Annotated in this window: 23 protein-coding genes and 1 other annotated feature; of the genes, 13 read left to right on the top strand and 10 right to left on the bottom strand. The window is 39.2% G+C overall.

Features of this window, described 5'->3' with window-relative positions; translation table 11 throughout:
- Positions 1-4 precede the first annotated feature (4 nt).
- Genes AC6UD8_RS00355 through AC6UD8_RS00365 form a run of 3 tightly spaced genes read right to left on the bottom strand, consistent with a single transcriptional unit; the run spans position 5 to position 3,622 of the window.
- Positions 5-1,033 (bottom strand): ABC transporter permease, encoded by a 1,029-nt coding sequence (locus AC6UD8_RS00355; protein ID WP_500693317.1) that lies wholly within the window; start codon positions 1,031-1,033, stop codon positions 5-7.
- Positions 1,033-1,965, bottom strand: coding sequence for an oligopeptide ABC transporter permease (gene opp3b, locus AC6UD8_RS00360; protein WP_500693318.1), 933 nt, complete (start codon positions 1,963-1,965; stop codon positions 1,033-1,035). The genes AC6UD8_RS00355 and opp3b overlap by 1 nt, the downstream gene beginning before the upstream one ends.
- Positions 1,966-1,981: 16 nt before the next feature.
- Positions 1,982-3,622, bottom strand: a complete 1,641-nt coding sequence (locus AC6UD8_RS00365) for a peptide ABC transporter substrate-binding protein (RefSeq protein ID WP_500699319.1) — start codon at positions 3,620-3,622, stop codon at positions 1,982-1,984.
- A gap of 366 nt (positions 3,623-3,988) precedes the next feature.
- Here AC6UD8_RS00365 and AC6UD8_RS00370 point away from each other — a divergent pair, with 366 nt between their 5' ends.
- From AC6UD8_RS00370 to AC6UD8_RS00390, 5 genes are all read left to right on the top strand, one after another.
- Positions 3,989-5,338, top strand: coding sequence for a C1 family peptidase (locus AC6UD8_RS00370; protein WP_500698932.1), 1,350 nt, complete (start codon positions 3,989-3,991; stop codon positions 5,336-5,338).
- A gap of 57 nt (positions 5,339-5,395) precedes the next feature.
- Positions 5,396-5,652, top strand: a binding site (T-box leader).
- 74 nt (positions 5,653-5,726) lie between these two features.
- The gene (locus tag AC6UD8_RS00375) at positions 5,727-6,566 is read left to right on the top strand and encodes a MetQ/NlpA family ABC transporter substrate-binding protein (protein ID WP_500696375.1); all 840 of its coding nucleotides are present in this window, start codon (positions 5,727-5,729) and stop codon (positions 6,564-6,566) included.
- A 9-nt stretch (positions 6,567-6,575) separates the two neighbouring features.
- Positions 6,576-7,631: a methionine ABC transporter ATP-binding protein gene (locus AC6UD8_RS00380; protein ID WP_500695430.1), complete on the top strand. Its 1,056-nt coding sequence runs from the start codon at positions 6,576-6,578 to the stop codon at positions 7,629-7,631.
- Positions 7,631-8,335: a methionine ABC transporter permease gene (locus AC6UD8_RS00385; protein WP_500695429.1), complete on the top strand. Its 705-nt coding sequence runs from the start codon at positions 7,631-7,633 to the stop codon at positions 8,333-8,335. The genes AC6UD8_RS00380 and AC6UD8_RS00385 overlap by 1 nt, the downstream gene beginning before the upstream one ends.
- Positions 8,336-8,366: 31 nt before the next feature.
- A complete protein-coding gene (locus AC6UD8_RS00390) occupies positions 8,367-9,515 on the top strand; it encodes an ArgE/DapE family deacylase (RefSeq protein ID WP_500698936.1) in 1,149 nt (382 codons plus the stop codon).
- Between the two features lie 48 nt (positions 9,516-9,563).
- On the opposite strand, the gene AC6UD8_RS00395 is transcribed toward AC6UD8_RS00390, so the two are convergent.
- From AC6UD8_RS00395 to greA, 7 genes are all read right to left on the bottom strand, one after another.
- Complete coding sequence (locus AC6UD8_RS00395) at positions 9,564-9,710, bottom strand: hypothetical protein (RefSeq protein ID WP_500698939.1); 147 nt, start codon at positions 9,708-9,710, stop codon at positions 9,564-9,566.
- Positions 9,711-9,778: 68 nt separating this feature from the next.
- A complete protein-coding gene (locus AC6UD8_RS00400) occupies positions 9,779-10,279 on the bottom strand; it encodes a type II toxin-antitoxin system death-on-curing family toxin (protein WP_500698942.1) in 501 nt (166 codons plus the stop codon).
- Positions 10,280-10,535: 256 nt separating this feature from the next.
- Positions 10,536-11,624 carry a baeRF3 domain-containing protein gene (locus AC6UD8_RS00405; RefSeq protein WP_500698945.1) on the bottom strand — a complete coding sequence of 363 codons (1,089 nt, stop codon included), beginning with the start codon at positions 11,622-11,624 and terminating at the stop codon, positions 10,536-10,538.
- Positions 11,625-11,704: 80 nt separating this feature from the next.
- A complete protein-coding gene (locus tag AC6UD8_RS00410; protein ID WP_500696383.1) occupies positions 11,705-12,364 on the bottom strand; it encodes a TVP38/TMEM64 family protein in 660 nt (219 codons plus the stop codon).
- Positions 12,365-12,497: 133 nt separating this feature from the next.
- On the bottom strand, positions 12,498-14,414 hold the full coding sequence (locus AC6UD8_RS00415) for an acyltransferase family protein (protein ID WP_500698948.1): 1,917 nt from the start codon (positions 14,412-14,414) through the stop codon (positions 12,498-12,500).
- 157 nt (positions 14,415-14,571) lie between these two features.
- On the bottom strand, positions 14,572-16,713 hold the full coding sequence (locus tag AC6UD8_RS00420) for an ATP-dependent Clp protease ATP-binding subunit (RefSeq protein WP_500693328.1): 2,142 nt from the start codon (positions 16,711-16,713) through the stop codon (positions 14,572-14,574).
- A gap of 162 nt (positions 16,714-16,875) precedes the next feature.
- Positions 16,876-17,364 carry a transcription elongation factor GreA gene (gene greA / locus AC6UD8_RS00425; RefSeq protein ID WP_500698950.1) on the bottom strand — a complete coding sequence of 163 codons (489 nt, stop codon included), beginning with the start codon at positions 17,362-17,364 and terminating at the stop codon, positions 16,876-16,878.
- Between the two features lie 165 nt (positions 17,365-17,529).
- On the opposite strand from greA, the gene AC6UD8_RS00430 reads away from it, so the two are divergent.
- The 8 genes from AC6UD8_RS00430 (at position 17,530) to AC6UD8_RS00465 (ending at position 24,935) form a co-directional block, all read left to right on the top strand.
- Positions 17,530-18,507 (top strand): LCP family protein, encoded by a 978-nt coding sequence (locus AC6UD8_RS00430; RefSeq protein WP_500693330.1) that lies wholly within the window; start codon positions 17,530-17,532, stop codon positions 18,505-18,507.
- Between the two features lie 93 nt (positions 18,508-18,600).
- Entirely contained in the window at positions 18,601-19,266 is a 666-nt protein-coding gene (locus AC6UD8_RS00435; protein WP_500693331.1) for a sugar transferase, read from the top strand.
- 12 nt (positions 19,267-19,278) lie between these two features.
- Positions 19,279-20,064: a DUF4422 domain-containing protein gene (locus AC6UD8_RS00440; RefSeq protein ID WP_500698952.1), complete on the top strand. Its 786-nt coding sequence runs from the start codon at positions 19,279-19,281 to the stop codon at positions 20,062-20,064.
- A gap of 16 nt (positions 20,065-20,080) precedes the next feature.
- Complete coding sequence (locus AC6UD8_RS00445) at positions 20,081-21,043, top strand: glycosyltransferase family 2 protein (RefSeq protein WP_500698954.1); 963 nt, start codon at positions 20,081-20,083, stop codon at positions 21,041-21,043.
- 9 nt (positions 21,044-21,052) lie between these two features.
- The gene (locus AC6UD8_RS00450; protein WP_500698956.1) at positions 21,053-21,889 is read left to right on the top strand and encodes a GT-D fold domain-containing glycosyltransferase; all 837 of its coding nucleotides are present in this window, start codon (positions 21,053-21,055) and stop codon (positions 21,887-21,889) included.
- A 16-nt stretch (positions 21,890-21,905) separates the two neighbouring features.
- Positions 21,906-22,964, top strand: a complete 1,059-nt coding sequence (locus tag AC6UD8_RS00455; RefSeq protein ID WP_500696389.1) for a glycosyltransferase — start codon at positions 21,906-21,908, stop codon at positions 22,962-22,964.
- Positions 22,965-22,976: 12 nt separating this feature from the next.
- A complete protein-coding gene (locus AC6UD8_RS00460; RefSeq protein WP_500693336.1) occupies positions 22,977-24,032 on the top strand; it encodes a glycosyltransferase in 1,056 nt (351 codons plus the stop codon).
- A 9-nt stretch (positions 24,033-24,041) separates the two neighbouring features.
- The gene (locus AC6UD8_RS00465; protein WP_500698959.1) at positions 24,042-24,935 is read left to right on the top strand and encodes a glycosyltransferase family 2 protein; all 894 of its coding nucleotides are present in this window, start codon (positions 24,042-24,044) and stop codon (positions 24,933-24,935) included.
- Positions 24,936-25,067: the final 132 nt, after the last annotated feature.

Below are 25,067 nucleotides of genomic sequence, written 5' to 3' on the forward strand. Positions count from 1 at the left end.
TCCTTTACTTAGATTTTGGATCGAACGCATCTCTTAATCCATCTCCAAGCAGGTTGGTCGTAATCATAATGACAGACAGTACGATTGCTGGAACCCACATTTGATATGGTAAGAAATGAAAGGCCTTCTGACCATCGTTTAGAAGTGTACCAAGGGATGCGTTTGGTGCTGGGATCCCAATTCCAATGAAACTTAGGAAGGCTTCAAAGAAGATGGCCGATGGAATAGTGAACATGGTTTGAATAATGATAGTAGAACTGAGGTTTGGAATCAGGTGTTTCATCGCAATCTTGAATGGTGATTCACCAAGGGTTCTGGCGGCTAAGACGTATTCGGATTCCTTTAGTTTAAAGGTCTGAGCACGAACTAAACGTGACATGGTGATCCATCCGGTAAAGGCGATGGCGATAATGATTGAAGTGATTCCGGGTTTTAGGATTAGTAGTAATAAAACAACGACGATTAGGTTAGGAATTGATGAGAGGATTTCAACGATTCTCTGCATGAAGGTGTCAACGGCACCGCCAACCCAACCGGAGATTAAACCGTATGGAACACCAACAAGAAGGTCAACGGCTGTCGCAACAACCGCGATAAACAGTGATAACCGGGTCCCGTACAGAATTCTTGAGAAGAGGTCACGACCAAGGTAGTCGGTCCCCATGATGTAGTAAGTTCCCTTTGGAACGTGTTCTGCTTGATATGCGTTGACCATGTGGCCACCGGCTTCGTGAATCCCATTTAGACCGGGGATGTTAAGTGAACCCCACTTTGGTGGTAAGTTCGCGTACAGGACGTTTTGAGCGTTTGGATCGTGCGGTGAAAGAATCGGGGCGAAGATTGCGACTAGGGCGATAATGACTAAGAGAATCAAAGAAGTCATGGCAACTTTATTTCGAACTAGTCTTCGTTTAACGTCTTGAAAGTACGTTAAAGATGGGGTGTTAATTGATTCCGATTCAGTGTCCAAGTTTGAAAGATCGTCACTTGCGAACTGGAACTGATCTTCAAGTGGTGGTAAGTTTTCGGCCATTATTCTTTACCTCCGTTTCCTAGTCTTATTCGTGGATCGATGATTCCGTAGAGGATATCGACAACTAAGATAATGACAACTAATAAGAATGAGTAGAAGATTGTGAGTCCCATGATGGTAGGGTAATCGTTCGTCAGAATGGACTGAACGAATTGATTACCAATTCCAGGAATTGAGAAGATGTTTTCAACAACTAGTGAACCCGTCATGATTGAAACGGCCATGGGACCAACGATGGTGATGACCGGAATCAGTGAGTTTCTTAGCGCATGATGCGTAATCGTCTTTCTTTCCGAATCACCCTTGGCTTTTGCCAGTTCAATGTAGTCACTGTCTAAGACATCAACCATTTCAGTTCTCATGAACCGGGCGACGTTTGCGAGTGGAAAGGCCGCAAGCGCTAACGTCGGTAGGATACTAGAACTGAAGTTCTGCCAGAGGGCAACTGGGAACCATTGTAGTTTGTAGCCAAAGTAGTACTGAAGCAGAACGGCTAAAACGAAACTTGGGATTGAGATTCCAAGGATTGAGATGAAGGTGGCACTTGAATCAACCCAGGTATTTTTCTTGATGGCGGCAACGGCACCAAGGATGATGCCAAGAACAGAACCAACGACCATGGCTTGGGTACCAATCTGCATTGAAGGACCAATGTCATGGGCAATCAATTGAGTAACTGGTTGGTTGTTAAATTGAAATGAAGTACCTAGATTTCCGTGGAGTAAATTTCCCATGTAGATTAAGTACTGATCCCAAAGTGATTTGTTTAATCCGTACTTTTGGTTCATTATTGCGATTTGACTTGGCTGGAGTTTTGCCTGGTTTGAGTAAGGCGTACCGGGTAAAAATTTCATCAGGAAGAAGGTAACCGAGGCAACAATGAATAAAGTGAGGACTAGGTAGAAAATTCGACGGATGATGTATTTAGTCATTTTAATTTACCTCTCTTTATTTCTTGTAGGTAGCCGCGAGATTGAAATTCCCGTTTGGTGACAGGTTGTAATTGTGAACGTCGCTTCTGGTAAGAGCAGCGGTGTTTTGCTGGTAAAGTGGAACGACTCCCTCTTGCTTAGTCAAGATGGTCTGAGCGTTCAGGAGGTTCTGCCAACGGGCTTGATAGTTGCCGGCGTTTTTATCAGATGCTTGTTTGATCTGTTGGTCAAACTCTTTGTTGGACCAGTGACCGTCATTCATAGCACCACCAGTTTCAAAGAGGTTCAAGAAGGTTACTGGATCTGGGAAGTCGGCGTTCCAAGCTGAGACAACCATGTCGAAGTCCCCACTAGAAGAACGTTGAAGTCGGTTCTTAAATGGCACGTTTGAAAGGGTCACTTTTAGTCCAGGCAATTTCTGGAGTTCAGCCTGCAAGAATTCGGATTGTTTTAAGGAAGAATCGGTATCGTCACCTAATAAGGTTAAGTTGAGATTTTTCTTTCCGGTCTCCTTTAGACCCTCAGTCCAAAGCTTTTTAGCTAACTTAGGATTGTAGTCGTTATAATTTGCATCCTGTTTACTTTGACTTTCGTCTTTAAAGTCGACTCCCGTTTGTTTGTTCCAACTCATCTTAGCTGGAACGACACTTGAATCCGGTGTAGCAGTCTTACCTAACACTTGGTTAGAGAGGAGTTGCCGATTGATTGAATGCCCAATGGCCTGTCTAATCTTGGTGTTCTTGAAGAACGGATCCTTCTTCTCGTTCATCTCAATGTAGAAAGTACTTGAAGTTGGTTTCGTTGAGAAGTCTTTTTCGTTTTTCAGTTGGTTAGCTGAATCACCAGTTAGGCCGTTGTACTGGTCAATTACGTGACTAGAGTACAAGTTAAGTCCGGTATTGGGATCTTTAACAACGTAGTATTTAACGGCGTTCAATCTAATGTTCTTTTGGTTCCAGTACGAGTTATTCTTGCTCTCAGTCCAGGCGGTGTTTCCAACCTGCCATTTATCTAACTTGAATGGTCCATCGAATACCATGTCCTTACTGTTTAATCCATACTGACTTCCAGCCTTTTCAACCACTTTTTGGTTGAGTGGCAAGTATGACGCACCAGTTAAGAGAGAATTGAAGTAAGGAATTGGTTGCGACAGGTTAACTTGTAACTTATGGGGACCGATGGCCTTAACTCCTAAGGTCTTTGGTGAAGCCTTCCCGTTGGTAATCTTGTCAGCGTTTTTAACTCCCTCAAAAATGTAGGAGTATTGAGAAGCCGTCTTTGGATCAACGATTCTTCTCCATGCGTAGACAAAGTCATACGCGGTCACGGGGTCTCCATTTGACCATTTGGCGTCTCTCAGATCGAAATTATACTGAGTTCCACCTTTGGTTGGGGTAACGACTTTGGTCGCAATGCCAGGTTCAATCTTGCGGTTATTGTAGCGATAAAGACCTTCCATCGTGTTGTTTAGGTTTTGCGCTCCAATACTATCCGTTACCATACTTGAGTCCATCGTAGAAATAATATCGCTGGAGTTGACTGCCATGTCCTTACTCCCCGATTTACTACTTCCAGAAGAACAACCAGTAAGCATCAGCGCTAAAGCGGCACCAATGAATGCTACTGAAAATATCTTCTTATGGTTCAAATGAAACACCTCCATGTTTGCTGTTTTGCTTTTTGTCGAATATACGCGCGTGTTTCACAAAAGTAAATACGTTTTTTATATTTTTCTTAAGAATCTTAATAAATTTTTAAAGCAAGTGACGTTATATCAACGTTTTTACTTGACGTTACAAAACTTGTGACATGGGTAATGGGAGCTAAATAATGAAAATGATACAAATCTTTGATTATGTAACTTTTATCGGATGAGAATCCCTTTGTGATGGGGTTTAGTTATGCAAGTTTTTGATTAACGATTGAAATTGAGATTTGATTAGGATTGGTCAAGTTAAAAGTGTCTCAAACGAGAGGACAAGTGATACAATACTGACAAGAAAAATATTAAGGAGTGATCATTTTGGATAAGAAAGCAATTAATCCGCAAGACCTGGAATGGTATGAAAAAAGTTATGAAGACAAAGACGACAGTCTGGTCTTAGAACGGGCCGTTTCTCATAATGGGATTAACAACAGTGCTGCTGATTACAAGGCTGATGAAAAAATGAAACGAGTTTTCTCGGTCGAAGTTCCCGAACAACACGTTGCTGATCAGAAGCAAAGTGGAAGGTGCTGGATGTTTTCAGCACTTAACACCATGCGTTTTAAGATTGCCGAAAACTACAAGGTTTCACCAAAATTTGAATTATCACAAAACTACGTTAACTTCTGGGATAAGTTTGAAAAATCAAACTATTTCTTAGAAAACGTGATTAAAACCGCTGATCAACCATTAGGTTCACGCAAGATCGACTTCTTAATGGAAACCCCACAACAAGACGGGGGGCAATGGGACATGTTGTGCGCCATCATTGAAAAGTACGGAGTTGTTCCAAGTTCAACCATGGTTGAAACTTACAATAGTAATCGCTCTGATGAATTGAATCAGACTTTAAACCTGAAATTACGTCGGGATGCGGAAGAATTGCGTAAAATGGTGAAGGACGGTGCGACCGAAGAAAAGCTTGAATCAACTAAGAGTGAGATGCTAAACGATGTTTACCGCATTTTGGCATACTCGCTGGGTCGCCCAACGAAGCGCTTTGATTTTGAATACCGTGATACTGACAATAAGTACCACATTGATAAGGACCTGACTCCGAAAGAATTCTTTGATAAGTACGTCAACATCAACCTGGAAGACTACGTTTCATTGATTAACTCACCAACTGGTGACAAGCCCTTTGACCAAACCTACACGATTGAAATGTTAGGCAACGTGGTTGGTGGCAGACAGGTTAAGCATTTAAACCTGAAGATTGATGAATTGAAAGACTTAGCTATTAAGCAATTAAAGAACGGTGAAGCGGTTTGGTTCGGCTGTGACGTTGTCCAAGATTCTGATCGTAAAAAGGGCATCATGGATACGCACTTGTACCACAAGGATGCTTTGTTCAGCACTGACCTGAAGATGAGTAAGGGTGCAAGACTTGACTACAAGGAAAGCATGATGACCCACGCCATGGTGATTACCGGCGTTGACCTAGTCAATGATCAACCAACCAAGTGGAAGGTTGAAAACAGCTGGGGTGAAAAGGTCGGTGAAAAAGGTTACTTTGTCATGAGTGACGACTGGTTCAACGAATTTGTTTACCAGACCGTTATCAACAAGAAGTACATGTCTGACAAGCAACTTGAGGAACAAAAACAGGCCCCTAAGATGCTTGAACCTTGGGACCCAATGGGTTCACTAGCTAGTTTTAAAAAATAATTAAAATTTTTGTTGACAGATATTGGTCGACGGATTAGTATACTTACAACAAATTAAATAAACGAGATGGAAAAGCTGAGTACCCGTTGAATTTTCTAAGAGAGTCTCTGGTCGGTGTGAAGGGATGAGATGAATTCGGGGAATATGGACTTTTAATCATTTACTGGCAAGAATTTCGAACCAGCGACGGGGTTGCTACCGATATCATCGCAAGGCTCTTCTAGTTCAGACGTCGACTAGAGTAGTCTTTGAGGCAGTTACTTGAAAGGGTAACTGTAAACTAAGGTGGTAACACGAAAGCATTCGTCCTTTTTAATTAAAGGGCGGATGCTTTTTTTATTTAATTTAATGAATTAAGCAATCAAATAAAAATTAGGAAGTGGACATCATGAGGAGAAGTACTAAGTGGATTATTGGAATTATCATTGTGGTTGTGATCGTTGGGTTAGGTTGGTTTAGTTTTGCCAGACACTCTGCTGAAAGTAAAAAGACCGTTAACGTCGGTCTAATGAGCGGCTCTAAATCAGACGATGAGATTTGGAAGTCAGTCGCTGAGACTGCTAAGAAGAAGTATGGGGTTAACATTAAGTTCACCCACTTCACTGATTACACGCAACCGAACAAGGCTTTGACTCAACACGAGATTGATTTGAACTCATTTCAACATTATGCCTTCTTAGATAACTGGAATAAGCAAAATCATTCTGACATTGTTTCCGTTGGTAACACCTATATCGCTCCTATCAGACTTTATTCAAAGAAGTACAAGAACGTTAAGGACATTCCGGATGGTGGGACGATTGCCGTTCCAAACGATACTTCCAATGAGAGTCGTTCGCTTTACCTCCTTAAGAACGCGGGACTTATCACTTTGAAAAACCAGAAGGGCTTTTTAGGATTAAACGCTATTCAGAGCAATCCGAAGCACTTGAATTTCAAAGAAGTGGACGCATCACAAACCCCACGAGTACTAAACAGTGTGGACGGTGCTGTTATTAATAACACCTACGCCGTTCCCGCTCACTTAGGTGATAAGGAAACGATCTTTACCGAACCACTCAACAATGATTCGAAACAGTGGATCAATTTGATTGCTGCTAACAAGGACCAGAAGAATAACAAGAACTACAAAGACGTTGTAAAATCATTCCAGACCAAGAAGACCGAGCAACTGGTCAAGAAGTATTATGGAAACACCGAAATTCCTGCTTGGAATCGTAAATTTTAGGAGGAACTAATGAGTAATAATATTGTGCAATTCAAGGACGTCTCAGTTACGTTCAAACAAAAAAAGAATGTGATTCACGCCGTTTCAGACGTATCGTTGAAAATTCCCAAAGGTGAAATTTTTGGAATTGCTGGCTACTCCGGTGCCGGTAAATCGACGTTAGTTCGAACCATTAACCTGCTACAAAAACCAACCGACGGGGAAGTCGATGTGTTTGGGAAAACCTTCTATAAAAAAGAAGGCGACCAAGTTTCTTCAATTAATACGAAAGAGTTGCGTGACGAACGGCGCCAAATTGGAATGATTTTTCAGCATTTTAATCTGCTAGAAGAACAAAATGTCCAACGCAACGTTGAGTTCGGATTAAAACACAGTGGTCTAAAGGAAAAGGAACGTGAAGCGAAAGCCAAGAAGATGCTCGACATTGTTGGTTTGGGTGATTACTTAAAAGCCTATCCATCCCAGCTCTCTGGTGGTCAACAGCAACGAGTTGCGATCGCCAGAGCCCTTGCTAATGACCCTAAAATCCTCATTTCTGATGAAGCCACTTCAGCGCTTGACCCTAAAAATACCGATCAAATCTTGGATTTACTGAAAGAATTGAACGAGAAATATGGCTTAACGATTATTCTGATCACCCATGAAATGGAAGCCATCAAACGGATTTGTCAGGAAGTTGCCATCATGAGTCAAGGAAAAGTGGTTGATGTTGGTAATCTACTTGATATCTTCGTTGATTCGAAGAATCCAACTACCAGAAAGATTGTTGGAAACAGTTTCAACGCACTTGAAATCTTGAAGTCGATGAACATTGACGTTAACAAGCGAAATCTAGTTCAGTTGACGTATCTATCAGATGACATTAGCGATCCAATCATCGTTAGCCTGTACGAGAAGTTCCATATTTCGGCAAGTATCATCTACAGTAATATTGAAAAATTGGGTGAGCAGGTCGTTGGAACGTTGATTGTTGATTTACTTGGAAGTCAAGAGGATCAAGAAGCAGCGGTTAAATACCTTAATGGTCAAGACATCAAGGTCACTGAATTGAAGGAGGCAGAATAATGGGAGCTTGGTTTGCAACTCATTTTCCCAACGTGGTTTCACAGGGATTAAATGGTGAAGAAGGCTGGATCACAGCCGTTAATCAGACAATTTACATGACGTTTTGGTCCGCAATCTTTGGTGGGATTGCAGGAATCATCTTTGGAGTTTGTTTAGTGATTTTTGCGGATAACGGGATTATGCCATGTCATCCACTGTTCTGGATTATCGACAAAGTTGTTTCGCTATTCCGAGCCGTTCCCTTTATCATCTTGCTGGCCTTCATTGCCCCAGTGACGCAGAAGATTGTTGGAACCCAAATCGGGACGACGGCCGCTTTAGTACCTCTATCAGTCGGGGTCTTTCCGTTTTATGCGCGGCAGGTCCAAGTCGCCCTGGAGAGTGTCGATCATGGCATCATTGAATCAGCGGAATCACTAGGGGCCACGAACTGGGACTTGATTTTCGGTGTGTACCTCAGTGAAGCGCGTTCAGAGTTGATTCGAGTATCAACCGTAACTTTGATTAGTTTAGTTGGTTTAACCGCAATGGCCGGTGCCATTGGTGCTGGTGGTCTTGGTAACATGGCCATCTCATACGGGTACAACCGCTTCGCAAACGACACAACCTTAGTCGCAACAATCCTGGTTGTCATCATGGTTTTGATTATTCAAGTTGTTGGTGACGTCTGGGCCAAGTTTGCTAACCACGCCGATCGCGGTTAATAAATAAGAATTTAAAGAAGGGTGTTTAAGAATGGAAAAAGCAGAGAAAATCAAAATTTTACAGGATCTAATTCAGATTAAGTCTGTCAATGGTAATGAAATTGAGATCTCAGAGTACTTGTCAAAGTTGCTGAAAAAGCACGGCATTGACAGTAAGATTTTTCCGTTTGGCGACGGTCGTGCCAACCTGATTGCTGAACTTGGAACTGGTGAATCCGGCAAGGTGCTGGCTTTAGAGGGACATCAAGACACGGTGGCAGTTGCTCATCCGGAAAATTGGAAACACGATCCCTTTAAGGGTGAAATCGTGGGTGACAAGATCTACGGTCGTGGTGCCGCTGACATGAAGAGTGGACTGGCAGCCGAGGTAATTGCCCTCTGTGAACTAGCTGATAAGGGCGAGGTTCCTGACGGCAAGATTCGTTTGATTGCGACTTCCGGGGAAGAATTCGGTGCCCCTGGTGCTTATAAGATTGAACCAGAGTACATTGACGATGTGGACGCTATGATTGTGGGTGAACCATCCGACGGGGACGTCACCTACGCGCACTCCGGTAGTTTGAACTATCAGATTATGAGTACCGGGAAACCAGCGCATAGTTCGACTCCTGATTTGGGGTTGAACGCTATTACGGGTTTGGTTAAATACATTCAAGTTGAGCCGGATTTCTTCAACGATTTACCAGTTGATCCAGTGCTTGGCAAAGTCCAACACAGTATCACCGTCATTAACGGTGGAGAACAAGTTAACATCATTCCTGGTTCGGCTAGTTTGCTTGGAAACGTCCGTCCGACTCCTTCATTTAATAACGACAACGTGATTGAATTGATTCAAACAGTCGTTGATAAAGTGAACGATGAGACGCCATATCACCTTGAATTTAAGTTGGTTCACAACTTTTATCCAATTGAAACCGATAAGGACAATCAGTTCGTCCAGGATGCTTACGAGGTTACTAAAAAGGACTATCAGAATCGCAAGCCCGAGTTAATTGTCAATAACGGTGCAACTGATGCGAGTGTTTACGTTCAGGAAAACGATAAGATGGCAGTCATCTTGTTAGGGCCTGACAAGAATAATACGTCGCATCAGATTAACGAGTACACGACACTATCGAGTTATCTCGATACGATTAATGCTTATCAGGATATCGCGAACGATTTCTTTGAAAAGAAGTAAAAATAAAGGCCTTGAACTGTGGAGTTCAAGGCCTTTTTGTGTGGTTAATTATATCTTAGAAAGCATCTTGAGTGCTTTTATTACCTTAAGGTTATCTGTTACTTTCTTATTAGCTTCTTCATTAATTCTTTTACGGTTTTTGGGATCCATTAATTTATCGAATAATTGGTTCAGCTCTTTATCGGTTATATTCATATTAATTTCTCCTTTCTTAAACCACTATCTATGCTTTCAATACATGCTATTTTATAAATTTAGTTTTGTCAAACGCCAAGTGTAGATTGCATTAAATCTAAGTCTAAATAACAATGAAAGGTAACATACTCTTTTAACTCAGCTTGTGACATGCTTTTTTGAGCAATTGCAACGGAAATCGTATAGAGAGCCATGTCATCATATATATCAAATGTATAATAATCATTACTAAGAAAGGTGAGAGCAGCTAACATGGCTGTTCTTTTGTTACCATTCGTAAAAAATTGGTAGCTTGCTAGGGAATGCCAAATATAAGTTGCCTTATCAATAATGGTAGGATGAAGGTCTTTATTAAATAAATATTGATTAATTTGGCCCAAAATTCGTTCTAAACCTGCCTGATCCTTTAAACCGTAGATAGTTTTTTCTTTAATTAGGATTTCGGCTTGTTTATTGATATTTTTCATTTCAGGTACACATAAATTAAATTGTGGCAAAGTTAAGACTAATTTGTCAGTTAAATGATTATGGACGTTAAAAACTGATAATTTAAGTGCGTTTTTTTTCATTGGTTATTGATTTGTAAAAATGGAGATTAATTTTTGTTATTTCTTTTATATTAAGTGTTTTTTTGAGTAATTTTTTATACTCATTAATCTGTTTTGTTTTACTATTTTGATAGTTTGTGATTATTAAGGCTTGAGGTAATTCCCTATTTAGCTGTTTATCTATTGACATATTTAAATTCCCTTAATATACATACGCTAAAAATATATTAAATTTGCGCATAAAAAAAGAGCTTGGTTACCAAGCTCTTTTTTAAAATTACCATCTTAAAATAGCTGCAACTTTCTTGTCAGTTGGCATATCGTCAGCAGGCAATACAGTAACATCACCATCAAGGCCAAGAACTGTCAATGCTAATGAGTTTAATTCATTAGATGGACGTGAACCTTCGGCGTTAACTTCAACGTCCTCACCGTTATCCTTGCTTTGAACGTAAGCATCCTGTTGGATGATTAGGTTAGCAATTCGGTCGTCAATGGCAGCCTTCAAGATTTCATCGTAGTCATCAGTGGTCTTCTTAGCACCGTCGGCTTTGTCATAGACGTCTTTCATTGATTTCTCACCATCTGAAACGAAGTTATCATGGATGGTTTGAGCAACTTCTTGAACGTTTTCGCCAGCATTTTTAACGGCGGCATCCATTTCAACGTGTTTGTCTTCAACCACGTATGGGTTGTGAGTAGCACGGTTGAAACGGCCTTCGTCTTCAGCGTTTGCAACAACTACTAATGGATTGTGGTCCTTGTTTGAAACATGTTTTTGAACATATTTGTCAACCAATTCGTAGTATTCGTGAGTATCCCACTTAGCTCCGTTCTTTCTAGGATCATCTTGGGTCTCAGTCTCAGTCTTGTCTGAGTCAAATGGATCTGGGGTATCGGTGTCATCATCAACAACGCTCAAGTCGTTAACGTGAAATACTTTGAAGTCGTCACGTTGTAAGAACAACATGTCAAAGTCAGGAACGAATTGGTATTGTCTTACGATTGGTAAGATTTGCAATTTGTCTGAGAATGAGAATGCTGTTTGTGGAGCGTAGTTCAATTGAGCAACTTCGATGGAATCGTTAGTTACGTACATGATGATCCCCTTAGCAATGGTTGCCTTAGGTTGTAAAGTCTTTAGGTAGTTCTTAATTTGAAAATCATAGGCGTTCCAAAGTTCTGGTTTGTATTGTTTTTGAAATGCTTTTTTAGCAGTGTCAACCAAACTGTTGATTTGGGTGTTGTCTCTACGAGTATTGTCTTCCTTAGGATCCAAGGGTACAGTGATTGTTAAAACTGGACCGTTATCGGATTCCAAGTCAAGCAAGTTTTTAATTTGATCTTTTTTGTCATGCTTAGCCATGGTAAAACCTCCATTAATAAATTGTTACTATACTCTACTATATTACCATTTTTAAAAACAATTGGAAACGGGTTCCTCGATTAGAGTTTATCGGTTACCAGTCGTTTAATTAAAAAGAACACAATGAGGGCAAAAACGACGATGATACCGATTAACACCATCAGTTTCTTGAAACTCCCCTGCAAAATCGTGTCACCACCAAGCGAATAGATGATTGAGATGGGAATGCTTCCTAGAATCGTCGCAATCTTCACTTTCTTGTCTGGAAACCGTTTCTTATCCTGATTGGCCTGAAAACTGACTAGAAACGTTGGGATAAAGGGGATCGAATATCCGATAATCAGACCGAGGAGGGGATGCTTTAAGTGTTTAAAGTGTTTGGCATACTTATTGTTCTCGTATTTTCTAGCAATCCCTTTAAATGATGAAACAATCTTAGTCGTCCCAAAGTTTCCGGCTGAAAGTCCAATCACGTTGATGATAATGCCAAGCCATTTTCCAAAACAAATCCCAGTGATAACGCCGACAACTGCGACTGGTGCCCCTGGAATCATGGTCAAGATGTACAACAAGAAGATCAATAAGACAGCATCAATTAGACCGTGGTCACGGATTTCTTGAATCGCCGTGCCGCGGGTAGCTGGATTGAACATCATTTTAATTTCTGGCCAATAATCCATGAATAGGATGTAAAAGAAGAGGACGGCGATGACAATGCCAAGGTATTTTAAAATGTCCATGCGATGTTCTTTAATGAATTCTACGATGATAAAAGACTCCTCCAAATGTTATAGCTATATCTTATAAGAAAATCTTAGCCACGTCTATTCTTTCGAAAAAAATAAGCCAACCGTTTAGGGGTTGGTTTATTAATTATTTTTCGGCGTGCTTCAAAACGTTTTGAGCGATGAAGGAAGCATACTTTGGCGTTCCTTGCACGTTAGGGTGCGTCTGGTCTTGATAGAGGTACTGTGGATGTGACTTAGCATAATCATACCAGTCGATCACATACAGGTTCTTATACTTCTTTTGAGCCTTCTTTAGAAACGAATTAACCTGGTTCTGCCATGGCTGGGTCGGAACGTAGGTGTTAATCCAGAAGACGTGCCGGTTCTTTCCCGCAATTTCCATATACTGTTTCATTGTCTCATCACTAATGGCACCGTTAGTTCCAAGGCCGATAATGACGTTTTTACCCAACAAACCTTGTTGTTGCATACTCTTCATGATGGCAACTCCATCTTGAGGGTGACGCGAGGTGGCAGCATCAATGTACAGTTTTGGAAAGATCTTTTGCAGATTATCGCGTCCAGATAGCATGACTGAGTCACCAATGGCACTTCCAGAGAGGTTCTGAGCTTCTTGGAGTTGTTGCTTGGTTAGGCCGTCTTTTTCCAGCTTCTTATTGACTTTCGTGTTCTTTGATTTTTTACCGGATTTGATTTCTTTGGCTAGTTTTTCGTTGTGCTTATCTTGCGCCTTAGAATTCTTTTGAATTCGGTTGGCCAGTTGCGTGTGATTGGCGGCCTTCGGATTAACCGTGGTTGATTGGAAGATACCAACCGTGCCAATGGTTAATACAATAATTGCTAGGATCTTTAGGACCATGTGATGTTTAAAGCACGAGGTCAGCCAATCTTTAATCTGGTTAAGACTCATCTTGTAAACGTTGAAGAGAGTCTTGAAAAACTCAGGGACCCGATGGTAATCGTATTTAGCGAGCGGAACCTCAATGAAGCGGTACGATAATTCTGAGATAATGATGATAATCGCAATTTCGATAAGAGCGTACAACCATTGATGATCAGCTACATCTTTAAATTTGTCGGCAAAGAAAACAAAAACAGGGAACTGATAAACATAGATTTCATAACTTCTAGAACCAATCCAATCAAATAACTTGTTGGTTAGGATGCGGTTCCAGTGACTATTAGGATGAACAACCGCCATCATGGCCATTATGGTAAAGATCGAGAACAGTGCCATGCCACCACGATACAAAAACGGTGATTGTGAGCCAGTGGTAACGATGATCCAACCCATTCCTACCATTCCGATTAGACCAAAGACGTCCAGTAGAAATGACTTTTGGTTGTCATTATCGCGTTTCTGGGTACTCGGCCAGAAGACGGCGAGGGCGGCGCCAAAAAGAATTGAGAACATTCGGGTGTCAGTCCCGTAGTAAACTCGACTAGGATCACTACCGGGATGATACAGAACGGCCATTAAAAGGACTGAAAGAACTGATAATAAAATGGCAGTGTAGAAGATGGGGTGTTTGTTTCCGTGGAATTTTTTAAGTAAGAAGTAGGCAATGAGGGGCCAAATTAGGTAGAATTGTCCTTCAATTGCAAGGGTCCAAAGGTGAGTAAATGGGGAGGCACTTCCAGCAAAGTTCTGGAAGTATGATTGACCATTCATGATTTCCCACCAGTTATATACGTAAGCTAAGTTAGATACGACGCTCTGCCATAGATTCGCGAGTAGATTACGTTGAAACAATGTTATGTATGCAGCGGTCGCAAATAACATCGTAATGAGGGTGGGATACAGCCGCTTTAATCGTTTTGACCAAAAGTAGCCGTAGCGGAAATGGTTCGTTTCATGGTACTCGGTAATCAGATGATCGGTAACCAAATATCCTGACAACGTCAAAAACACCGGAACCCCTAGGTATCCTCCGGTAAATACGCTAGGTGACAGGTGATATAAGATGACACAGATAACGGCAAGTGCCCGTAAGCCGGTGAAGCCGGTAATAAACCGACGTTTTGTTGTTTTATTATTCATATTATTGGATCCCTAATTATTAGTTTGTATAATAGCCAGTCTAGCACGCAAAGACCGCACTGTATACGGGTTTCAGCAAATCTTAAGAAAAAGATTTTGGGCACAAAAAAACATCTACCAGAATTGGTAGATGTTTTTAAAAATATAACTAACTTAATTAGTCACCACTAGCAAGTTTAGTCTTGTCAGTATTCTTAGTGATTTCGATGGTGTCTTTTCTAAGATCAGCCTTAAGATGTTTAACATCTTGGTGATCCAAGTAGTACATCGCAATCTTATCTCTTAATTGTTGTTCGATTACTCGACGTAATGGACGAGCACCCATGGCTTCATCGTAACCTTGGTCCATCAACCATTTCTTAGCATCTGGAGTTACGTAAAGTTCCATGTCTTTTTGAGCTAAGGTGTCGTTTAAGTTACCGATCATCAGGTCAACAATCTTGCTCAAGTCTTCCTTAGTCAAGTGTGAGAACTCAACAATGGCATTGAATCGGTTCAAGAATTCAGGTCTGAAGTATGGAGCCAAACGGTCCATAATTGACATGTCCTTCTTGTTGTTCTTGCTCATTGAATCGTTTCCGAATCCGGCGTTTGAAGTAGCAATGATAACGGTGTTCTTAAAGTCAACTACGTTACCTTGACCATCAGTTAAACGACCATCGTCCATAACTTGAAGTAATAGGGTAATTACTTGTGGGTTAGCCTTTTCAATTTCATCAAGCAATACGATTGAGTATGGGTTTCTTCTTACTTGTTCAGTAAGGGTATTACCATTGTCACCGTAACCAACGTAACCAGCTGAAGTACCAATCATCTTGGATACAGCAGTTACATCTTGGTATTCTGACATATCAAGTCTGATGATTGAGTTTTCATCGTTGAACATGTCTTTAGCCAATTGCTTAACTAATTCAGTTTTACCAACACCAGTAGGTCCAACGAATAAGAATGAACCAATTGGACGGTTACCTTCGTCAAAACCGGCACGGTTTCTACGGATAGCGTTAACAACTAGGTCAACAGCTTGGTCTTGGCCAATGACACGGCCTTTAAGACGAGTGTCCATGCCTTTCAATCTTTCAAGGTCGTTAGCACTCATTTGTGAAACTGGAATACCAGTTAATCTTTCAACTGAGTCAGCAATGTCTGATACCTTTGCAACAGGACGGTCAGTGTTAGTGTCGTCACTCTTAAGTTTCTTTTCGATATCTTCGATCTTAGTCTTTGCTTTAGCTGCATCTTCGTACTTTTCAGCTTTAGCTGCGTCTTCTTTTTCCTTCTTAGCGTCCTTTAATTCACTTTCAAGGGTAACCTTGTCAGTAACAGGATGCTTTGCGGCTAAGTGAGCAGCGGTCATATCGATCAAGTCAATGGCTTTATCAGGTAATGAACGTTGAGGGATGTATTGAACTGAGTAGTCAACGGCAGCTTTTAAAACATCGTCAGGTAAGGTAACTTGGTGATGGTCTTCGTAAGCCTTCTTGATGCCCTTCAAGATTTCAAGGGTAGTAGCTTTACTTGGAGCGTCAACAGTAACGTCATTGAAACGACGTGCAAGTGCAGAGTCTTTCATAATGGTGTTTCTGTATTCGTCTTGAGTAGTGGCACCAATAACTGAGATTTCACCACGACTCAAAGCTGGTTTAATCATGTCAGCTAAACCTTTACTTCCAGATTCGTCACCAGAAGCACCGGCGCCAACGATTTGATGAATTTCATCAAAGAATAGGATAACGTTTTTACGTTCTTCAACTTCTTTGATTAATTTTTGAATATTTTCTTCGTATGAGCCACGGTATTGAGTACCGGCTTCAAGAGAAGATAAATCGATTGAAATGATTTGCTTGTCTTTGATTGCGCCAGGGACATCACCCTTAACGATCTTTTGAGCTAAACCTTCAACGATGGCAGTCTTACCAACACCAGCGTCACCAACTAAAATTGGGTTATTTTTGATACGACGACTCAAAATTTCAGCGGTTTCTTGGATTTCTTTGTCACGTCCGATAACTGGGTCAAGTAAACCTTGTTTAGCTTCATCAGTTAGGTTTCGACCAACTTTGTCCAAGTAACTTTCAGCTTTCTTTTGTTGCTTGGCGTTGTTGCCTCCGCCGTTTCTACCACGACGACCAGGGATTTGACCTGATTTTCTCATTGCTTCAACTTCTTCAGGAGTAAGTTCGTGACCGTTAACAACGTAACGAGCATTAGGGTTTTGACCCATTCCTCCATTCATTAGACTATTAAATAAATCGTCCATTCCGTTTCCGAATGGATCATTTCCAAAATTGTCTGCCATGTGCAATTTCCCTCTTTCCTATTTTCACCACTTGGTGAGTTTATAACTACATAAGATAAACAATAGGAACATATCTCAAGTTCCAATTCTAATTATACCAGTTTTGAATCGAATGCATAGTAATTAGCTCATATCTACCGGGTTTGGTCAACGTTGGTCAAACTATTTCCCTTGACTGGTGCCGATTTGCAAGATTTTTAATTTATAGTTTACTTCAGGGGCTTTTACTGAAATTGTTTCATTAAGATGATGACCTAGTAATGATTTTCCAAGCGGAGAATCGTAAAAAATTTTGTTTTCATCTAATTTAGAGAATTCAGCTTCTTGTTTCCCCACAATAAGGAAGGAATCTAAATCACCGTCTTCTAAAAATTGCACTTTGACCTCGCTACCAATGCCGATTCGGTCATTATCAGGTTTTCTAACAATCTCGGCATATTGTTCCTGTTTTCTAAAATAACGCAAGCGACTTTCTAATCGATGGAGCTCTCTTTTAGAGGTACTGTATTCCGCGTTTTCAGAACGGTCACCCAGAGCAGCGGCATCGTGTAAGGCTTGGATTTTTCCCGGACGATTTTTTTGCAGCTTTTTGATTTCATCTTGAATCTGTTTGTAGCCGTTGCGTGTCATTTTATTAAAGTATGTCGCCAACTTAGTTCACCTCAGTCCTTTTTCGCCCAAATTTTAACATAATGTAGTTTAAATAATGGTAACAAAAGGTAACTTATTGCCTTATAAAGTTTTCATCGTTAGCAGCTTATGATATTATTACACTATGATTAATTCAAAATCGATTTTATTCTAAGGAGAAATAGTATGAGAAGCCGTCACATGGAGAAGAAATCTCATAAGACTCGTAACATCATTATTCTAGTTGTGATCGTGATCGTAGCGATTGTTTTAGCGTTTTTAGGATATGGTGCTTACAAGTATAAATCTGCATCAAATGAAATTAACAAAGCTTATAAGAGTGCAGGAATCAAGAAACAACGAGATACTGACGCGCTGTTAAATCATAAAAAACCAATTTCAATCCTATTACTTGGGACTGATACGGGTGCTCTTGATCGTGATTATAAAGGTCGAACCGATACTTTAATGGTTGCCACCCTTAATCCAGAGACCAAGAAAATGACGCTTACAAGTATCCCACGTGATACTGCCGTTAATATTCCCGGATACCCACAGTATTCACCATCTAAGATTAATGCTGCATATACTTATGGAAGTGCTGGGACCGCCATTAAGACCGTTGAAAAACTGTTAAACGTTCCAATTGATTTCTATGTCTTAATTAATATGGGTGGCTTAAAGGAAATCGTTGACCAAGTAGGTGGAGTGACTATCACACCAACGTTGTCCTTTAGTTATGAAGGCTATAACTTCAAGAAGGGTCAACCAACTAAGATGGACGGAAAAGAAGCACTTTCTTATTCAAGAATGAGATATTCTGACCCAGCTGGTGACTATGGAAGAACAATGCGGCAACGTCAGGTTCTCCAAGCAATTGCAGCTAAGGGTGGTTCGGTATCACATCTCATGAATAATGACTTCATTAGTTCAATTGCCAAGTCCAGTCAGACTGATTTGGACTCAAGTGATTTGACGAAACTTGCTACTAGTTACCGTGAACACGGTGACTTTGTTGATAATCATCTTCAGGGTGAAAACCAGATGATTGAGAACTCAGCAATGCAGGTGCCAACGGAAAGTCAACTGCAACAGACCACCAACTTCATTCGGAAGAATTTAGGGTTGCCTGCCGCTAAGACTGGAACCGCAGCTTATCACTAGATTTAAATAGCAACGAGATGTTCTCCTAAGTTTATGAGGAGAACATTTTAGCGTAAAGGGTAATTAGAACTAAGTATGAGGGAGTCATGATGAATGGAAGAGAACCTAAAGAGAAAGACGATCTGGCTTGATCCCAAAAAAGTCCAGAATCGCCCAGTCTACTTTACGTGTAAAAGAATATTTGACATCACTGCCAGTCTAATTGGGCTTATCTTACTAAGTCCCTTATTCTTAGTGCTTAGCATTTTAATCAAGTGTGATGGGTCTCATGGTAAGGTTTTTTACACGCAAAAACGAGTTGGTTGTAATGGGGACGTCTTCAACATGTATAAGTTTCGGTCGATGATCCCTAACGCTGACAAAAAATTAGCTGAACTTAAAAAATTTAATGAAGTTGACGGGGCCATGTTTAAGATGAAGGATGACCCCCGAGTTACCAAAGTCGGACGTTTCATTCGAAAGTATAGTTTAGACGAACTGCCTCAGTTAGTGAACGTCTTGATTGGTGAAATGTCACTGGTTGGGCCACGTCCACCGCTTCCAAAAGAAGTCGCCGAATACACGGACTATGACCGCCAGAGACTGTTAGTCAAACCTGGCTGTACTGGTTTGTGGCAGGTGACGGGGAGAAATAACGTCGGTTTTGATGACATGGTTTATTTGGACATCGTCTACATTATGAACAGTGGTTTCTGGTTTGACCTGAAGATCATATGCAAGACGGTTCAGATTATGGTGGTTCCAAACGCTGCTTATTAAAGAGGTTGAAGGATGAAAATTGCAATTTTGGTGGCGTCCCATAAAGATGCACCGATGCCAAAAGATCAAGATTTGTACCGACCAGTTTTGGTTGGTGCTGACAAAAATTACAAGGGCCAAAAGGGTTTTCAACTGGATAATCAAGGTGACAACATCTCGGCCAAAAATCCCAATTACAATGAATTAACTGCCGTTTACTGGGCATGGAAGAACTTACATGACGTTGACGCGATTGGACTAGTCCACTATCGTCGTCTTTTCAGCAAACACCTTGATCGTTCGCTTGATAAGGTGCTAACTAAGGAGCAGGCCGAAAGGATGCTAGAAAAGGCTCCAGTCGTGTTGCCACGAAAACGGTACTATGTCGTTGAAACCATTTATTCGCATTATGTGCACTCTCACTACAAAGAGCCGTTAGAGGAGACTCGTCAGGTCATTTCAGAAATCGATCCCGATTACTTAGCCAGTTTTGACCAGGTCATGCACAGTCGTTCAGCCCACATGTTTAACATGTTCATCATGAAAACAAATTACTTTGACGACTATTGTAAATGGCTCTTTAACATTCTGTTTAACGTCGAAAAACGAATTGACATTTCCAATTATTCGGTTCAAGAAGCGCGGGTCTTCGGTTATTTATCCGAAGTTTTGATGGACGTTTGGATTAATAAAAATCACGTTAAATATATCGAATGCAACTGGATTCAAATCGGCGATCGTCATTTAGTTAAAAAGGCGTGGGGCTTTGTAAAACGAAAGTTCTCCAGTAACGTCGGAAAAGACGAAACGCATTACTAGAAAGAGGAGTCCATTAATGACTGACTATGACATTAGTATCATCATGCCCAGTTTTAATTCGGAAAAATCAATTGGAAACGCCATTGATTCGATTTTCAATCAGAAAACCGATTTTAGCTTTGAGCTTTTAGTTATTGATGATGGATCCTCCGACGACACTGTAAATATTATCAAGTCACGGATGCTCCATCACAAGAGCATCCATCTTTTTTATACTGACCATCAGTATCAAGCTGAGGCCAGAAACAAGGGGCTTAGTCATGCTGCCGGGAAATACATCATGTTTTCTGATGATGATGATGAATATTTACCCGGATACATTCAAGCGATGGGTGAGAAGATTCAAGATAGGCAACTAGTAATTGCGGGAATCGAGAAGAAATTTCCGAATGGTCGGGTCGAGGTTGAGGATCATTCGGTAATGGAGGATGCTACTAGTGATGCTCAGCTGCTTGGGGATTACCTGACTAAGAACCAAGAAATGGACGTCGGCCTTTGGAATAAGATTTTTGTTAAAGCCATTATTGATAAAAATCAGATTAAGATGAGCAACAAGAACTTTTTTGAAGACAGTTTGTTTGTACTTCAGTACCTGTTGTCGATTAATCGGGAACAGATTGGCTACATTAATCAACCAATGTATTTATTGAACAAGCACGAGGGATCTACTACGAATACATATGATCCTCAATTACTTGATAAGTGTAATGAGTACATTGATAAGGTCGATAAATTAATCGCAAACCACCCAGAATTAGCGAAATACTTCAGAAGCTTCAAGGCGCGGATTGACTTGTTTTACGTTCACCGCAACATCTTGAATAATCCGAATTGGGACGCTCAATCGCAGCGTTTGATCTTGCGACCTTTAATTAGTTCGTCCGCTTTAAAGGAATTGAGCAAGAAGTATGTTGTTGCAATTATTTTGGCTTTCATGATGCCCAAGACTTACATTAAGTTGTATTCAAAACGAAAGTGAGAAATAGATTTGAACTTAAAATCTTTTATGTATAAGGCGTTTAACGACGCTCTTTACATCCCAATCTATCAAATTAAATATAAGAAACAATTTCAAGCTTTGAAAGTTAAGTCCATTGAACAAACCATCGATGCGATTACTAGGTATCATATTTCCCTTAGCCGATTTGGTGATGGCGAGTTTAAATGGATTAACATGACGGGTCAGAAATCGTTTGAACGCGATTCAAAAGAATTAAGCAAACGACTTTTGGAAGTGCTGCACTCGAATCTTAATGGTCATGGAATTGGTCTTCCTCAAGCATTTAGAGATCCAAGTATCATGAACGCTGACATGTACTGGGAACGTGAAATGGGGAAGTATGGCTCAGAATGGCTCAAAGATTTAGATCGAAATAAGACTTACTATAATACCAGTGTGACGCGTCCGTACATGGACTTAAAAGATAAGAACATTGCTAAGCACGTTTTTAATGAATTTAAGAAATATGTCGCAAATAAAAAGGTGTTAGTAATTGAGGGAAACCAAACTCACTTTGGCCAGGGAAACGATTTGTTAGAAAGTGCCAGTAAGGTTCTGAGGGTGGAATGTCCAAGTCATAATGCTTTTGAACAGTATGATGACATCTTGACGCAGTCGAAAGACCTCATCATAAAAGAAAATCCAGACTTAGTCCTAGTTGCACTGGGACCAACGGCGACCATTCTTTCGTATGACCTGACTAAAACCTTAAACAAACAGGTTCTTGATATCGGACATTTCGATGTGGAGTATACTTGGTTTTTAAACGGAGACAAAAAAAGAACCAAAATTAATGGGAAAGCCGTTAATGAAGTAAAAAATTAAGAAAGTGAGATTTAAAATGAAAAAGAACATTACTATTGCAGCCTCTTTTTTAAGTGGGCATGGTGGTACCGAAACTGTTTTGTCATTTATCGGCAATGATAAAAAAATAAATGATTCTTTTAATTTAAACCTTTTTCTTTTTGATAATGTTCGATATAAAAAGTTTATTGATTCTGCTGGATTTAATAAGATCAGCAAAACTAAGTTAAATAATAAATTCTTATGTACGATTAGATATATATCTTTTTTAATTAACTTCAGTGGTGATGCTTTAATAATTACCAATCAGACCATGATAATGATTGCTTATTATATTAGAAAAATATTAAATAAGCATTTTAAAATAATTTCTTGGATGCATTTTTCGTTAGGAAATAAATCTGTTCAAAGTAATGTCAAGCGAGTTGCTATGGCAGATTATCATTTAGTGATTTCATCTGGAATTAAAAATGAATTGATTAAAAATGGTGTAGATCCTAAAAATATTCAGATTATATATAATCCTGTGTCTGAAAAAAATAGGACTATTTTTCCTAATCCAAATGTTTGTAAATTTATATACGTTGGTCGTTTAGAAACCGAAAGCCAAAAAAACCTTCTTCCGTTAGTTAAACATATGAATAAATTATCTGGAAATTGGACTTTTGATATATACGGTGATGGTCCACAAAAAGACCAATTAGAAGATTATGTTAACAATGACGCAAATTTAAGACGTAGAATTTCATTTAAAGGTTGGACTAATGATCCCTGGACAAAAATTAAGTATGCCAATGCACTATTACTTAATTCTAATTTTGAAGGATTTCCGATGGTTATTGCTGAAGCGTTGAGTTTCGGCATACCTTGTGTTTCGTCTGACTGTAAAACAGGACCAAATGATATGATTATAAATGGTAAAAATGGTTTTCTATATCCTGTAGGTGATTACGGAACAATGATTCAAGATTTGAATAGTATCATTGACAATAATGTAACTTTTAATCCTGAAACTATTAAGAAATCAGTTGATTTTGCTTACCCCCAAAACTATGAAAATAGATTTATTAAAGCTTTACAAGGCTTTTCTAACTAGAGGTGTGTTGATTTGAAAAATAAAGTAACAATCGTCGTCGCTTTATCTGGGAGAGGTGGAGTAGAAACGGTTATTGACCATGTTATGCATGATAATTTAATCACTAAGAGCTTAGATCTTTCATTATTTGGCTATAATCGATTCGAATTTCATGATCTTGAAAATAAATTGAAAGGATTGAAGACTAATTATACAAATATGTCCTCAAAGTTTTTGTGTCTGATGAGATATTTGCATTTTCTTATTACATATGATGGCGATGCACTTATAATTACTAATCCGGTTCAAATTTTATTTGCAAAATACGTTAAAATTATTTTTAGAAAAAAGTATAAAGTTATTTCGTGGATTCATACTGCTTTAATTCAAAACGGTTTAAAAGAACGGGTATGGATGATTAAAATGGCAGATGATCATCTTGTTATTTCATCTGGAATAAGAGATGAAATGATCCATGCTGGAGTTAATCCAACAAGTATACAGATAATTTACAATCCAGTTAAAAAAGAAAAAAAGACCATTGTCCCTGACTCTAAAGTATGTAAGTTCATATATATTGGGAGATTAGAAGCTAAAAATCAAAAGAATTTATTTCCTCTTATCAATCTTTTAAGTAAAACGTCTGGCAATTGGGAACTAGATGTATATGGCAGTGGTAATGATATGGAAAAGCTAGAGAAGTTTGTTGATAGTAGTAAATCTTTAAAAAATAAAGTTATTTTTAAGGGTTGGTCAAGTGATCCATGGAGTAAAATCAATCGAGCCAATGTATTATTACTAAATTCTAACTACGAAGGATTTCCTATGGTTCTTGCTGAAGCATTAAGTTTTGGAATCCCATGTATATCAACAGATTGTCCTACGGGACCTAATGATATGATTAAACAAGGTAAGAATGGATATTTATACGATATTGGAGATTATGAAAAGCTTCAAAAATATTTGAAAAAATTTATTGATGATGATGTTCACTTTAATGGGCAAGAAATAAAGAATTCTATTAGTTTTTTGTATGATAATGAATATTCTAATAGATTTGTAAATGATGTAAATGAAATTATTAAATAGGAGAATTATATGGATAAGAAAGTAGCTTTAGTTCTTGTTACTTATAACAGACTCGACTTGCTAAGGGGTTCATTGGAAAAGATTTATGAACAGGATTATCCGGTAACTGATGTTTATGTTATTAATAATGATAGTAATGATGGTACTAGTAATTATTTAAAGCAGTTAGAACAAACCAAATCAAATCTTCATGTAAAAAATTTAGAGAAAAACGTTGGTGGTGCTGGTGGGTTTAATGCTGGTTTAAAGTATGCTCATAAATCTGGTCCATACGATTATTATTGGATAATGGATGATGATACTTATCCTGAGTCTTCGTCTTTAGGGAAGTTAATGAACACTACTGATTTATTGAGCGATGATATTGGATTTTTGGCAAGTGATGTGGTCTGGACTGATGGATCGCCAGCGTTAATGAATGTTCCAACTGTAAATGGAGTTTGGAATGGCAAAGTTGAAGATGACATTGTTGAACTAAAAGCAGCATCATTTGTTTCTATGCTTGTAAGTAATAGGGCGCTTGAGAATTGTGGTCTTCCAATTAAAGAATTCTTCATTTGGGGAGATGATGCAGAATTTTCACAGAGAGTTTCTCAAAAGTATCCCTCTTATTTTGTAATGGACAGTCAAGTTGTTCATCATACCAAAACTAATAATGGCGCTAATATAATTACGGATGATTATAAAAGAATTGGGAGATACTATTATGAAACACGAAATCGATGCTTTATGTGTAAAAAAGCTGGATTTAAAAAAGTAATTAAGTATTTTATTGATCGTATTTGTGTGTCTTTTGAGATTTTATTTACTAAAACAGATCATAAATTAAAAAAAGTTTGGATTCTTATTAAAGGATTTTTTGCAGGTTTATTCTTTAATCCATCAATTGAAAGTGTTAAGTAAAATAATAGTTATGTATCTTAGATATGTTTTTTGTTTTAATGTAACATGTTAATTTGTCATATAAGTTTGTCATATAAAATAGAAATGAAAGAGATATATTTACTGTGTTATCATGATTATTGTTGTTTGTTT

It is taken from the genome of Fructilactobacillus sp. X1R3C1, assembly GCF_059901545.1.